The sequence below is a fragment of the Rheinheimera sp. UJ63 genome (assembly GCF_021568285.1).
Classification (GTDB): domain Bacteria; phylum Pseudomonadota; class Gammaproteobacteria; order Enterobacterales; family Alteromonadaceae; genus Alishewanella; species Alishewanella maricola.
Window position 1 is genome coordinate 745,255 of the sequence record NZ_JAKGTQ010000002.1, and the last position, 12,889, is coordinate 758,143.

The 12,889-nt window shown below is 45.8% G+C and carries 12 protein-coding genes; 9 read left to right on the forward strand and 3 right to left on the reverse strand.

The genetic code is table 11. From position 1 onward, the window contains the following. The first annotated feature begins 30 nt into the window (after positions 1–30). The 4 genes from L1N97_RS09450 (at position 31) to L1N97_RS09465 (ending at position 3,006) form a co-directional block, all read left to right on the forward strand. The gene (locus L1N97_RS09450) at positions 31–429 is read left to right on the forward strand and encodes an acyl-CoA thioesterase (protein ID WP_226752201.1); all 399 of its coding nucleotides are present in this window, start codon (positions 31–33) and stop codon (positions 427–429) included. 71 nt (positions 430–500) lie between these two features. Next, on the forward strand, positions 501–968 hold the full coding sequence (locus L1N97_RS09455; protein ID WP_236129612.1) for an Mpo1 family 2-hydroxy fatty acid dioxygenase: 468 nt from the start codon (positions 501–503) through the stop codon (positions 966–968). Between the two features lie 231 nt (positions 969–1,199). Then, entirely contained in the window at positions 1,200–2,195 is a 996-nt protein-coding gene (locus L1N97_RS09460; protein ID WP_236129613.1) for a sensor histidine kinase, read from the forward strand. After that, positions 2,188–3,006 carry a LytR/AlgR family response regulator transcription factor gene (locus L1N97_RS09465; RefSeq protein ID WP_229585671.1) on the forward strand — a complete coding sequence of 273 codons (819 nt, stop codon included), beginning with the start codon at positions 2,188–2,190 and terminating at the stop codon, positions 3,004–3,006. The genes L1N97_RS09460 and L1N97_RS09465 overlap by 8 nt, the downstream gene beginning before the upstream one ends. An 8-nt stretch (positions 3,007–3,014) precedes the next feature. Here the strand turns inward: L1N97_RS09465 and L1N97_RS09470 are convergent, their stop codons facing one another. After that, positions 3,015–4,010: a 6-phosphofructokinase gene (locus L1N97_RS09470; protein WP_229585670.1), complete on the reverse strand. Its 996-nt coding sequence runs from the start codon at positions 4,008–4,010 to the stop codon at positions 3,015–3,017. Positions 4,011–4,173: 163 nt separating this feature from the next. On the opposite strand from L1N97_RS09470, the gene L1N97_RS09475 reads away from it, so the two are divergent. Beyond that, positions 4,174–5,145, forward strand: a complete 972-nt coding sequence (locus tag L1N97_RS09475; protein ID WP_236129614.1) for a DMT family transporter — start codon at positions 4,174–4,176, stop codon at positions 5,143–5,145. Positions 5,146–5,226: 81 nt separating this feature from the next. Here the strand turns inward: L1N97_RS09475 and pyk are convergent, their stop codons facing one another. Both pyk and L1N97_RS09485 read right to left on the reverse strand, forming a co-directional pair. Then, on the reverse strand, positions 5,227–6,663 hold the full coding sequence (gene pyk / locus L1N97_RS09480) for a pyruvate kinase (protein WP_229585668.1): 1,437 nt from the start codon (positions 6,661–6,663) through the stop codon (positions 5,227–5,229). 115 nt (positions 6,664–6,778) lie between these two features. Next, the gene (locus L1N97_RS09485; protein WP_226752208.1) at positions 6,779–7,636 is read right to left on the reverse strand and encodes a MurR/RpiR family transcriptional regulator; all 858 of its coding nucleotides are present in this window, start codon (positions 7,634–7,636) and stop codon (positions 6,779–6,781) included. A gap of 279 nt (positions 7,637–7,915) precedes the next feature. On the opposite strand from L1N97_RS09485, the gene zwf reads away from it, so the two are divergent. Genes zwf through L1N97_RS09505 form a run of 4 tightly spaced genes read left to right on the forward strand, consistent with a single transcriptional unit; the run spans position 7,916 to position 12,888 of the window. Continuing rightward, entirely contained in the window at positions 7,916–9,388 is a 1,473-nt protein-coding gene (zwf, locus tag L1N97_RS09490) for a glucose-6-phosphate dehydrogenase (protein WP_236129615.1), read from the forward strand. A 2-nt stretch (positions 9,389–9,390) separates the two neighbouring features. Beyond that, positions 9,391–10,080: a 6-phosphogluconolactonase gene (pgl, locus tag L1N97_RS09495; RefSeq protein WP_236129616.1), complete on the forward strand. Its 690-nt coding sequence runs from the start codon at positions 9,391–9,393 to the stop codon at positions 10,078–10,080. Positions 10,081–10,091: 11 nt separating this feature from the next. Further along, complete coding sequence (gene edd / locus L1N97_RS09500) at positions 10,092–11,924, forward strand: phosphogluconate dehydratase (RefSeq protein ID WP_236129617.1); 1,833 nt, start codon at positions 10,092–10,094, stop codon at positions 11,922–11,924. After that, entirely contained in the window at positions 11,917–12,888 is a 972-nt protein-coding gene (locus L1N97_RS09505; RefSeq protein ID WP_236129618.1) for a glucokinase, read from the forward strand. The genes edd and L1N97_RS09505 overlap by 8 nt, the downstream gene beginning before the upstream one ends. Position 12,889: the final 1 nt, after the last annotated feature.

Genomic DNA, 12,889 nt, shown 5'->3' on the forward strand with positions numbered 1-12,889 from the left:
AATATGACGATTTATCAGTTAAGGAATCTTATGTCTAACGAAGCCCTCATCATAAAGCGCATGGAATATGCTGTTACTCGAGTGACAAAAACGGTATTTCCTGGGCGCACCAATCATCATAATACGTTATTCGGTGGTGAAGCCTTAGCTTGGATGGATGAAGCTGCCTTTATTGCGGCGACGCGTTTTTGTCGTAAGCCTTTAGTTACCGTGTGTTCCGATCGCGTCGATTTTAAAGAATCCATTGCGGCGGGAGATATTGTCGAGTTAGTTGCCCGTGTTGCGCACGTCGGTCGTACCAGTATTAAAGTGCAGGTCGATATTTTTGTTGAAAACATGTACAACGACAATCAGCACAAAGCCATTTCGGGTAGCTTCACTTTTGTCGCTTTAGATGAAGATCGCAAACCCACACCCGTGCTAGGCTAAGTTGAGCTTGTATAACTGGCCTGACCTTGTTATGTTGCGTTAAAAATTAGCCCTGCCAGAGAGTTAGCCACATGAAGTCAGCAACAGAGTGGTTTAGTGAATACGCCGTTAGTCATCAAAACCCGGTTAATAAAGCCATCCATTGGGTAGCGGTGCCGCTTATTTACGCGTCGGTGTTGGGTTTGCTATGGCAGATCCCTATGCCATTTTCAGGCTTGGCAGAGCAGGGCATTAATTGGGCTTTGTTACTGGTGATGCCCGCGTTACTTTTTTACTTTTTACTCGCTTTTAGTTTAGGCCTTGGCATGACCATCTTTACCGCTGCCGTGGTGACAGTGCTAAGAGCATTGGAGCAACAAAGCCTGTTTGCCATTTGGCAAATTGCCGCTGCAGTGTTTGTATTAATGTGGATCTTACAATTTATTGGCCACAAAATTGAGGGTAAAAAACCGTCATTCTTTCAAGATCTGGTCTTTCTGTTGATTGGTCCTGCCTGGTTACTCGGTTTCATTTTGCAACGTTTTCGCATTCGCTATTAATTTAGTTTGTGATGTGTGCGCGGTTTTATGGCCAAAGTTGCGATTAATGTCTGGTTGTATACGGCAGGTAGCCGAGGCATTGTGCGCAGCTATCGTTATAATGCCTCTCTGTTATGGTAGAAACCGGCGTCAACATTGAATAAACTTTTCGAAGATAGAAACCGACAATTCTGGATCCTGCATTCCCTCGGCTGGCTCGGTTTCGCTATAGTCAATTATCTCAGCTCTCTGATGTTAGACACCCGAGATGCTTTTCTGATCGTGATTAGCCTCGATGCCTATGTTGGTTGGTTATTAACCATACCGCTGCGCTATCTTTATCGTAAAGTCTGGTTCTGGGAACCGTGGAAAATGGTGCTGGTTATTTTGGCAGCAGCATTATTAACGGCGTTAGTTTGGACGGTGATCCGCAATTTTAACTATTGGGAGATCTATCGACATGGCTACCGCCCAGCCGACTGGTTTTTATACATCCGTGATACGCCCGTGGCCTTTTACGTTATGCTTAGTTGGAGTGGCTTGTATTTTGGTATTAAGTACTATCAAACTTTACAATTAGAAAAACAAAAACTGCTAACGGCAATGAATAAAGCGCATGAAGCGCAGTTAAAAATGCTACGGTATCAGCTAAACCCCCATTTTTTGTTTAATACACTGAATGCCATCTCAACCTTAGTATTAATTAACGATAACGATACTGCCAATAAGATGGTCAGCCGTTTAAGTGATTTCTTACGCTATTCGCTGTATAAAGACCCAATTAATAAGGTCATGCTTGAACAAGAGATCTATGCGGCGAGGTTGTACTTAGAAATTGAAAAGGTGCGATTCTCAGAACGACTAGCAATAGTGATCGATTTAGAGCCTGGCACCGAAAAAGCTTTAGTGCCCAGTTTAATTTTGCAGCCATTAATTGAAAACGCCATTAAGTATGCGGTGGCAAGTCAAGTTGATGGGGGAGAGATCACCATCAAAGCCAAACGCTTTGGGCATGATCTATTGCTTGAGGTGGCCGACAATGGCCCAGGTATGCCGTTAGTTGATGGCTTAGTTAAAGCTTCTGACAACACGGACAGTGGCGTTGGGCTAGTGAATACACGAGAAAGACTGGCTGCGTTGTACGACAATGATTTTGCTTTGGTATTAACTCATAATCAACCGCAAGGTGTAAAAGTGAATATCAGAATTCCATTACAACTAGAGAAGACGGATATTGAACATGCTTAATGTAATCGTAGTGGATGACGAACCCTTAGCGCGCAGAGGTATGTTAGTTCGATTAGCTGCATTTCCTGAATTGAAGGTGATTGCAGAATGTGCGAATGGGCCTGATGCTTTAAAAGCCATTATTGAGCTGTCACCCGATTTGGTGTTTTTAGATGTCGAAATGCCAGGCATGGACGGTTTTGCTGTGTTAAAGCAATTACAGGCGCAAGAAATTAAATTGCCTTATATCGTCTTTGTGACGGCTTATGATCAATATGCCTTTAATGCTTTTGAAGTGAATGCATTAGATTATGTGTTAAAGCCTGTTGAAGCGGATCGGCTGAAAGCGGCGGTAGACAAGGTAATTACTTATCATGGGGCCTCTGACAATCTAAAACATAAAGATCAGCTGGCGGCGGCGGTGGCGCGTTTAACCGGTGATCAAGCCAATCACATCTTAGAGCGGTTAGATAAAGCCGAGCCCGTGGTGAACAGTCGTTTCCCTGAAGCGATCAGTATTAAAGACAGTGGTGAGATCACCCGAGTACCGGTAGCCGAAATCGATTGGGTGGATGCTGCGGGCGATTATATGTGTATTCATACTCGCGACGGCCAAACCCATATTTTACGCCGTACCATGAAAGAATTAGAGAGCGAATTAGATCCACGGCAATTTGTGCGGGTGCATCGTTCGGCTATTGTCAATGTACAAACCATTGCTAAACTGCAAATGCTCAGCAATGGCGAACATCAATTACTGTTAACTAATGGCCAAGCGGTTAAGGTCAGCCGCAGTTACAAAGACCGTGTAAAACAAGTGTTTAGCCATTAACTGCCCCTTTAATAACTGCCCACTTGCTGTTGCCAGCGCACTAAGTAAGGATCAATCGCCTTAGTGCGATCGCCGGTTTTAGCCAGTGGGTACAGGGTTACCTCACCGTGTACTTCTCCGGCCATTTGTAAATGCGCCCCTTGTTGTAAGGCTTCCACCGCATAAGCACCCAGTTTAGTGGCTAAGATGCGATCTGCGCCAACTGGGCTGCCGCCACGTTGAATATGCCCCAAAATACAGGCGCGACATTCAATACCAATCGCTTTGGTTAATGCTTCAGCTAGCGCGGTGGTGCCGCCAGGGTAACTGTTTTCAGCCACCACAATAATATAACTGGCTTTGCCCATTAACAGTTGGGCATGCTGTATTGGCGTGGTGATTTGACGTAAATCTGTGGGAGTGATCTGACTAAACTCAGGGCAAATAATTTGCTCGGCACCGCCGGCAATTCCTGCCGCTAAACTGATATATCCGCTGTGACGCCCCATCAGTTCCACCAGAAAAATACGCTCAAAGGCATCGGCCGTATCGCGAATTTTATCAATCGCATCAAGAGCCGTATCAATGGCTGTGGCATAACCAATGGTGTTGGTGGTGCCATCAACATCATTATCAATGGTGCCGGGCACGCCAATAATTTGCCCATCATAATACCGAGCAATTTCCAAGGCACCTCGAAAACTACCATCGCCACCAATCACAATTAAGGCATCGATATTCAATTGCTGTAGGTTATCGGCGGCCAGTTTGGGGCCTTCTGGCGTTTGCAGAGCAGGGCAACGTGCACTTTTTAATATGGTGCCACCGCGTTGAATAATATTATGCACATGCTGCGGTAGTAAGGTGCGGTATTCTTGCTCTAATAAACCGATGTAGCCGTGCTCAAAGCCGATCACTTCGATACGACATGCCGCCGCCGTTAGCACCACGGCTCGAATGGCCGCGTTCATTCCCGGCGCATCTCCGCCTGAGGTCAGTAATGCGATCCGCTTAATGGTAGCCATATAATTATTCTCCTTTGCCATAAGCCTTGATTATAACGACAGATCTCTAATTTACTTTGATTTATCGCAATTTGATAGAAACACCGCGACAGTAGGCCGAGTTTTAAGCGACAATATAACCCCTTCTTGTTGATTCGTTATTTTGTTTAGGAAAACCTGCGGCATGCATCAAATTACCGGTAAAACCTTGATCGGTTTCTTACTCGCCTTAACCACCGCCGTGCTGTGGGGGGTATTACCCATCGCATTAAAAGTGCTATTGGAGGTATTTACCACCAATACCATTACTGCTATTCGTTTTTTGTTTGCTGCTTTGATGGTAGGGGTTTGGCTTGGTCTAAGAGGTAAGTTGCCGTCTTTGGCGTTAATGAAACAGCGCAAAATTTTTATCTTAATGGCCATTGCCGTGGTTGGCTTGCTGCTTAACTACATTTTATATTTATCTGGTCTGAATAACTTAACCGCAGAAACCGCGCAAACCTTAATACAATTAGCGCCATTTTTAATGATGCTTGGCGGTATTATTATTTTTAAAGAGCGTTTGTTGCTCTGGCAACGCGTTGGTGCCATGTTGTTGGTCAGTGGCTTGTTGTTATTTTTTAACGAGCGTCTGCTAAGTTTAATTGTGCAGGCCAGCAATGAAACGCTTGGTGTGATCCTGGTCATTTTTGCGGCCATTACCTGGGCCGCCTATGCGTTGGCGCAAAAACAATTGTTAGTCAGTTACAGCTCTAAGCAAATTATGTATCTGATTTACTTTGCCGGTAGTATTGCTTTTATTCCGGTGTCAGACTTCACGCCACTGGGGCAATTAAGTGTACTGCAATGGTCATTGCTGCTGTTTTGTTGTTTAAACACGGTGGTAGCTTATGGTGCTTTTGCCGAAGCCTTACACCATTGGGAAGCCTCGAAGGTCAGTGCGGTACTGGCGATTACGCCGTTAATTACCATTTTAAGTGCCAATGTGGTCGCGGCAATTTGGCCGACGTTGTTGGTGCCACAGCAACTGAATATTTGGTCTTGGTTAGGCGCTATCTTAGTGGTGATGGGCTCTGCGTTAACGGCTTTAGCACCGCAGTTCGTGCAATATCGCGAAGCACGCCGAGTGCGAAAACTACAACGCGATGTGTTTTAACACAAGACAACTACCCTAATATTCAAACACGCTAAACAAAAAGGCCCTGCATTGCAGGGCCTTTGCTTATCATATAAAAGCTTATTTAACGGTAACAATGCGGCAGGTATTAGACGCGCCAACCTGTAACATCACATCGCCGTGCGTCATAATGACTAAGTCACCTGATTTTAAACCGGCTTTCTCTCTGATCACCTTGATGGCTTCATCCGCTAAAGACAAGGCTTCCACTTCGGTGCTGTCAAAATGCACGGGATAAACACCACGATACATAGCCATTTTGTTCAGGGTTTTGGTATGGCGCGATAGCGCATAAATTGGCTGTGGTGAGGTGATACGAGACATCAACTTCGCAGTATAGCCTGATTCAGTTAACGCAATAATGGCTTTAATACCCGGTAAATGGTTTGCCGCATACATAGCAGACAATGCGATAGTTTCACTGACTTCTGTGAAGTTCAGGTTCATCCGATGCTTAGAACTTTGCACTGATGGGTGTTTTTCAGCACCAATACAAACACGCGCCATGGCTTTTACGGTTTCAATGGGATATTTACCTGCAGCAGTTTCAGCAGACAACATGACACCATCAGTACCATCTAACACAGCATTGGCCACGTCCATCACTTCTGCACGCGTTGGCATCGGGCTTTCGATCATGCTTTCCATCATTTGCGTTGCGGTGATCACAATGCGATTTAATTGGCGTGAACGCGCGATAATACGTTTTTGTTGGCCAACCAGTTCAGCATCGCCTATCTCAACACCCAGATCGCCACGTGCTACCATCACGGCGTCAGAAGCACGAATAATATCATCGAGGGTTTCATCATCGGCAACGGCTTCAGCACGTTCTACTTTCGCCATAATGCGGGCTTCAGAGCCTGCAGCCACGGCAAGTTCACGAGCATAACGTAAATCATCACCAGAACGCGGGAAAGAGACGGCAAGGTAATCAACATCAATTTCAGCGGCAGTAATAATGTCGCGTTTGTCTTTTTCAGTCAGGGCAGGGGCGGTTAAACCACCACCTTGGCGGTTGATCCCTTTATTGTTACTTAATTTACCACCGATAGTGACTTCAGTGATCACGCGCTCGCCTTGCACGTCATTTACTTTTAATACAATACGGCCATCATCTAACAGCAGTAAGTCGCCGGCAACGACATCTTGTGGCAGTTGCTTGTAATCGATACCCACTTGCGTGTTATCGCCTTCACCTTTACCTAAAGTGGCATCTAGCACGAAGGTTTGACCTTCTTCTAGCATAATGGCGCCATCTTTAAAGGTTGAAACCCGAATTTTAGGGCCTTGTAGATCGCCTAAGATGGCGACATTGGCGCCTAACTTAGCCGCGGCAGCTCGGACCATCTCAGCACGTTGCTTGTGATCTTCTGCCGTTCCGTGAGAAAAGTTTAAACGAAAAACGCTGGCACCAGCGCTGATCAATTTCTCTAGGATAGCTTGCGTATTAGTTGCGGGGCCGAGGGTGGCGACGATTTTAGTTCTTCTGAGCATCGATAACTCCTGCTGTTGAAGCTGTGAATAGCTTACTACTTAGTCTAATGTAATTTTATTACATAACCTAGCAGAAAACTGAATTAAAATTACAAAAACGATCATATTTCAACGCTTAGCTGATTTGATCTTTTTTATCAAAGCGTGAACCACGCAAACTATCTTTGACTTTCTTTAAGTTTTCTCGAAACTTACTGCCACGTCTTAGGGTAAAGCCGGTCGCTAAAATATCAATTAATACCAGTTGCGCGACCCGCGAAGCCATTGGCATATACATGTCGGTATCTTCGGGTACATCGAGAGAAAGCACCAAGGTACATTCCTTAGCTAACGGGCTGTCATAAGCCGTAATACCAATAACAGTTGCATCGTTTTCACGCGCTATCGCTGCGATATCACACAGGTTTTTCGTTCTACCCGTGTGGCTAATACACACGACCACTTCACCATCACAGCTGTTAATTGCCGACATACGTTGCATGACGATGTCATCAAAGCACACCACCGGGACGTTAAAGCGAAAAAATTTGTTTTGTGCATCATGGGCTACCGAGGCAGAAGCCCCCAAGCCAAAAAATGAAATTTTCTTGGCTTGGGTTAAGACATCGACCGCGCGGTTAATGGCGCTAATATCGACACGTTGCCGTGCAGTATCCAGTGCAGCCATGGTCGATTCAAAAATTTTGGCGGTGTAAGCCTCTGGGCCATCTTCTTCTTCGACATGCCGGTTCACATAAGGCGTACCATTAGCAAGACTTTGCGCCAGGTGTAGTTTAAAATCAGGAAAACCTTTGGTATCGAGTCGACGGCAAAAGCGATTAACGGTGGGCTCACTTACATCCGCTAACTTTGCTAAAGAAGCAATGCTACTATGAATAGTGGTTTGAGGATTCGCCAGAATAACGTCTGCAACTTTGCGTTCAGATTTACTGAAGTTATTGACGCTATTAATAATTTTTTCAAGTACGTTCATTCGCTGCTACCTGCACTTATCATTCCTCGTAAGGTCGAGGTGAGTTTTTTTAAGTTTAATGATCTGTCGGTTATACTGTTTTATTTCATTTGTGCCGACAAAACAGTATTAAATTTACCACAAAACCTGAGGAATAGGATAAAACCTGCACTATAATACTACTTTAGTTAAATTTTGAACAGTTCTGTAATTAAATTACATTATCTGGCGTTTACAAGCGACATTCTCTCCGTTAGTATGGGGTAAGTGTTGTAAAATTACATCTTTTAAGGCTGAGTTATGACAACCTCCAAGCAATACCAGGCATGTGATCTTATTCTATTTGGCACCAAGGGCGATCTTGCTCGCAGAAAATTGTTGCCCGCATTATATCAACTTGAGAAAGCCGGTTTATTAGCCGCAGACTCCCGTATTATTGGGGTAGCGCGTGATGATTTAGATAACGCTGCCTATATTGAACTGGTTAAAAGCAACCTGACGCGCTTCTTAAAAAAAGAAACCTTAGATGAAACCGTTTGGGCGACCTTATCTAAAAAGCTGCATTATGTTTCTATCGATTTAAAAGAAACGGCCGACTATGTAAAGTTGGCTGAGGTGGTGGATATCACCAAACGTGTACCCGTGAGTTATTTCGCTACACCTCCTTCATTATTTGGCGATTTGTGTCGTGGTTTAGCGGAAGCAGGTTTAGCCGCAGAGCCATCGCGAGTGGTGCTTGAAAAACCGATTGGTCACGATTTGCAATCGTCTTACGTGATTAACGATCAAGTGGCTGAGCATTTTAAAGAGTGCCAAATTTATCGTATCGATCATTACTTAGGTAAAGAAACGGTACTTAACTTATTAGCCCTGCGTTTTGCTAATGCCATTTTTGCGTCTAACTGGGATCACAATGCCATTGACCATGTGCAGATCACCGTGGCTGAAGAAGTCGGCGTTGAAGGCCGCTGGAGCTACTACGATGATGCTGGTCAAATGCGCGATATGGTGCAAAACCACTTATTACAAGTGTTGTCACTGATTGCCATGGAGCCGCCTGCACGCCTAGATGCAGACAGCATTCGAGATGAAAAATTAAAAGTATTAAAAGCCTTACGGCGTATCGATGACAGTAACGTACAAGAAAAAACCGTACGTGGTCAGTATTCGGCGGGTTTTGCGGCGGGCCAAGCCGCACCCGGTTATTTAGAGGAAGAGGGCGCTAGGCCGAACAGTAAAACCGAAACTTTTGTATCGATCCGGGTGGATATTGATAACTGGCGTTGGGCAGGTGTGCCGTTTTATTTAAGAACGGGCAAGCGCATGCCGAAGAAACACAGCGAAGTGGTGATTTGCTTCAAGCCACAACCGCACAATATTTTCAAAGCCACTTACCGCGATTTACCGGCCAACAAATTAATTATTCGTTTACAGCCAGATGAAGGTGTCGAAATTCAGGTAATGAATAAGATCCCAGGTCTTGGTGAGAGCATGCGTTTACAACAAAGTAAGCTAGATTTAAGTTTCGATGAAACTTTTAAATCACAGCGTATTGCGGATGCTTACGAGCGTTTGTTACTTGAAGCGATGCTGGGTAACCAGTACTTGTTCGTTCGTCGTGATGAGGTTGAGCAAGCTTGGCAATGGGTTGACGGTATTATCAACGCTTGGAAAAACACCAATGAGCCACCGAAGGCCTATCAGGCAGGTACTTGGGGCCCCGTTTCGTCTATCTCTATGATGGCACGTGACGATCGCAATTGGGACGAATAAGCATGAATTTACAAACGTTTACAGATAGCAACGCTTTAAACCAAGCCTTTGCCCAGCAATTACTGACTATTCTCAGCACGGCGATTGCCGAACGTGGCCAAGCGACACTGGTTGTTTCGGGTGGCCGTACGCCATTAGCGTTATTTAGCACTTTGGCCAATACTGAGCTAGCTTGGGATAAAGTGACCATTTTACTGGCCGATGATCGTTATTTACCCACCAGTGCTGAGCATAGCAACGAGCGGCTGGTTAAGGCCAATTTGTTACAACAGCATGCGGCTAACGCACACTTTATTAGTTTATATGCCGAAGCCGCGGATGCGTTTGCTGCCGTACCGCAAATTTTGCCCCGTGTTGCGGCTTTGCCGACGTTTGATGCCGTTATTTTAGGCATGGGTGAAGATGGTCATACGGCATCTTTGTTTCCGTGCAGCCAACAGCTGGCGGCAGGTTTAGCTGATGAGGCACCGGCGGTTCTTGCCACAGAGCCCACCAGTGCCCCTTATCAACGGATCAGTTTAAGCAAAGCACGTTTGTTAGACAGTCGGCATATTTTTCTGCATTTAGTGGGTGAAAACAAATATCCGGTTTTACAACAAGCATTAGCCGACACCGATCCAATGGAAATGCCCATTCGAGCATTCTTACAGCATCCATCCATCAGCATTGATGTGATGTACGCACCGCAATAGAGGTTTTAGTTATGAATCCAGTGATTCAGAAAGTTACCGATCGTATTATCGCCCGCAGCAGTAAAAGTCGTGCTATTTATTTAGAACGGTTAGAGCAAGCCCGTCAACAGGGCCCACACCGTGGTGTCTTGAGTTGCGGTAACTTAGCACACGGTTTTGCCGCCTGTAGTGCCAGCGATAAAGCGGATTTACGCAGTCTAACTAAAGCTAATATTGGCATTATCTCGTCTTATAACGATATGTTGTCGGCGCATCAACCTTATCAAACGTATCCAGACATCATTAAAAAAGCCGTTAATGAGATCGGCAGTGTTGCCCAGTTTGCTGGCGGTGTTCCTGCCATGTGTGACGGTGTCACCCAAGGCCAACCTGGCATGGAATTAAGTTTACTTAGCCGCGACATTATTGCGATGTCTGCCGCAGTAGGTTTATCACACAATATGTTTGATGGCGGCTTAATGCTCGGGATCTGCGATAAAATCGTACCGGGTTTATTAATGGCGGCGTTGAGTTTTGGTCATTTACCTTTTGTGTTTGTTCCTGCCGGCCCGATGCCATCAGGGATCCCAAATAAAGAAAAAGCGCGCGTACGTCAGCTTTATGCTGAAGGTAAAGTAGGTAAAGAAGAGTTATTAGAAGCAGAAGCCGCGTCTTATCACTCTGCGGGTACCTGTACTTTCTACGGTACGGCCAATTCTAACCAATTAGTGGTGGAAATGATGGGCCTACATTTACCCGGCTCGTCTTTTGTTAACCCCAATACCCCGTTACGTGATGAATTAACCAAGGCGGCAGCACGTCAAGTAACGCGTTTAACAGAGCTAGGTAATGACTATTTACCCATCGGTAAATTGGTTGATGCAAAAGCTATTGTTAACGGTATCGTGGGTTTGTTGGCCACGGGTGGTTCAACTAACCACACCATGCACCTGATTGCGGTAGCGCGTTCAGCCGGTTTTATTGTGAATTGGGATGATTTTGCTGAGCTGTCAGATGCGACGCCGTTGTTAACACGCATTTACCCGAACGGCCAAGCAGATATTAACCATTTCCAATATGCTGGTGGTATGGCGTACTTGATGCGCACTTTATTAGATGCCGGCTTATTACACGAAGATGTGCAAACGATTGCGGGCCCAGGGCTACGTCGTTATACCCAAGTTCCGGTATTACAAGACGGCAAATTAGTTTGGGTGGATGGTCCAGAGCAATCATCTGATGATGATGTTTTAACCTCAGTCGATAAACCCTTTAAAGCTCATGGTGGTTTACAAGTTTTATCGGGCAATGTCGGTCGCAGCGTGATGAAAACCTCTTCACTGCGTCCAGGCACCGAAATTGTTAAAGCGCCAGCAGTCGTTTTCCACAGCCAACATGAATTAGACGCGGCGTTTAAAGCCGGTGAATTAGATAAAGACTGTGTTGTTGTGGTGCGTTTCCAAGGTCCAAAAGCCTGTGGTATGCCAGAGCTGCACAAGTTAACGCCACCGTTAGGGGTGTTACAAGATAAAGGTTTTAAAGTGGCTTTGGTGACGGATGGTCGAATGTCAGGCGCGTCAGGAAAAGTGCCGGCAGCCATCCACGTCACACCAGAAGCGTTAGATGGGGGTAATATTGCCCGCATTAATACGGGCGATATGCTGTTAGTGGATGGCGAAAGTGGCAAGTTAGAAGTGTTGGTCGATGCCAAAGAATTCGCCGCAAGACCGGTTGCAGTAGCAGACATGGCCCCGAATTTATACGGCATGGGCCGTGAAATGTTTGGTGCCATGCGTCAGCAACTCACTGGAGCTGAGCAGGGTGCATGCAGCTTATTTATTACGGAGGAACACCTGCATGGCTGACACTCGTAAATTTGCCATCGTCGCCGATATTGGTGGCACAAATGCCCGTTTTAGCCGGGTTGCATTAGATACCTTAGCGCTGGATAAAGTCGCAGTTTATCCTTGTGCAGATTTTGCAACCTTGGCCGATGCATTATCGCACTATCAGCAGCAGCAAGGATTAACTGCGTTAAAAGATGTTGCCATTGGTATTGCTTGCCCCATTAACGGTGATGAAGTTCGGATGACGAACTTTCATTGGCAGTTTTCGATTAAGGCCATGCAAGCCGGCTTGGGGTTAGATACGCTGCTGTTAATGAACGACTTTACCGCTGTTGCCATGTCATTACCGGCGTTAGCTGACGATCAAAAAATTCAGATTGGTGGTGAAGCCGCTAAGCCAGCACAGCCTATGGCCGTGCTGGGTGCCGGAACGGGCTTAGGCGTGGCGCATTTAGTGCCTTTTGGCCAAAAGTATATACCTTTACCGGGTGAAGGCGGCCATGTTGATTGGGCGCCACAAACTGAACAAGAGTGGTTTATTTATCAACAATTAGCTGCTGAACATGGTCATGTTTCACCAGAGCGCCTGTTATCTGGCCCTGGTTTAGAAGCCATCTATCGCGCGCTAGCGGCTTATCAAAAAATCGACACGCCCGCTTTAACTGCCGGTGAAATTGGCCAGCAAGCGCTCAGCGCCAGCTCAGCGTTAGCCGTGGCAACAGTTGAACAGTTTTATGCCAGTCTTGGCAGCATTGCCGGTAATTTGGCATTAACGCTCAGTACTTTTGGTGGCGTATACGTAGCCGGAGGCATTGTACCGAAACTTCTACCCTTGTTAGGTCGCAGCGAATTTCGTCAACGATTTGATGCAAAAGGGCGCTTTAGTGGCTTCAACCGGCAAATACCGGTTTTCATTGTTACAGCCGAGCAACCTGGTTTATTGGGTGCCGCGGTTTATCTAAAACAAACATTGGCGGGTTAAT

What these genes read in the sequence shown, in the direction of transcription:
- L1N97_RS09450 (WP_226752201.1), top strand. Translation starts at nt 31, where the DNA reads ATGTCTAACGAAGCCCTCATCATAAAGCGCATGGAATATGCTGTTACT.
- L1N97_RS09455 (WP_236129612.1), top strand. Translation starts at nt 501, where the DNA reads ATGAAGTCAGCAACAGAGTGGTTTAGTGAATACGCCGTTAGTCATCAA.
- L1N97_RS09460 (WP_236129613.1), top strand. Translation starts at nt 1,200, where the DNA reads ATGTTAGACACCCGAGATGCTTTTCTGATCGTGATTAGCCTCGATGCC.
- L1N97_RS09465 (WP_229585671.1), top strand. Translation starts at nt 2,188, where the DNA reads ATGCTTAATGTAATCGTAGTGGATGACGAACCCTTAGCGCGCAGAGGT.
- L1N97_RS09470 (WP_229585670.1), bottom strand. Translation starts at nt 4,010, where the DNA reads ATGGCTACCATTAAGCGGATCGCATTACTGACCTCAGGCGGAGATGCG.
- L1N97_RS09475 (WP_236129614.1), top strand. Translation starts at nt 4,174, where the DNA reads ATGCATCAAATTACCGGTAAAACCTTGATCGGTTTCTTACTCGCCTTA.
- pyk (WP_229585668.1), bottom strand. Translation starts at nt 6,663, where the DNA reads ATGCTCAGAAGAACTAAAATCGTCGCCACCCTCGGCCCCGCAACTAAT.
- L1N97_RS09485 (WP_226752208.1), bottom strand. Translation starts at nt 7,636, where the DNA reads ATGAACGTACTTGAAAAAATTATTAATAGCGTCAATAACTTCAGTAAA.
- zwf (WP_236129615.1), top strand. Translation starts at nt 7,916, where the DNA reads ATGACAACCTCCAAGCAATACCAGGCATGTGATCTTATTCTATTTGGC.
- pgl (WP_236129616.1), top strand. Translation starts at nt 9,391, where the DNA reads ATGAATTTACAAACGTTTACAGATAGCAACGCTTTAAACCAAGCCTTT.
- edd (WP_236129617.1), top strand. Translation starts at nt 10,092, where the DNA reads ATGAATCCAGTGATTCAGAAAGTTACCGATCGTATTATCGCCCGCAGC.
- L1N97_RS09505 (WP_236129618.1), top strand. Translation starts at nt 11,917, where the DNA reads ATGGCTGACACTCGTAAATTTGCCATCGTCGCCGATATTGGTGGCACA.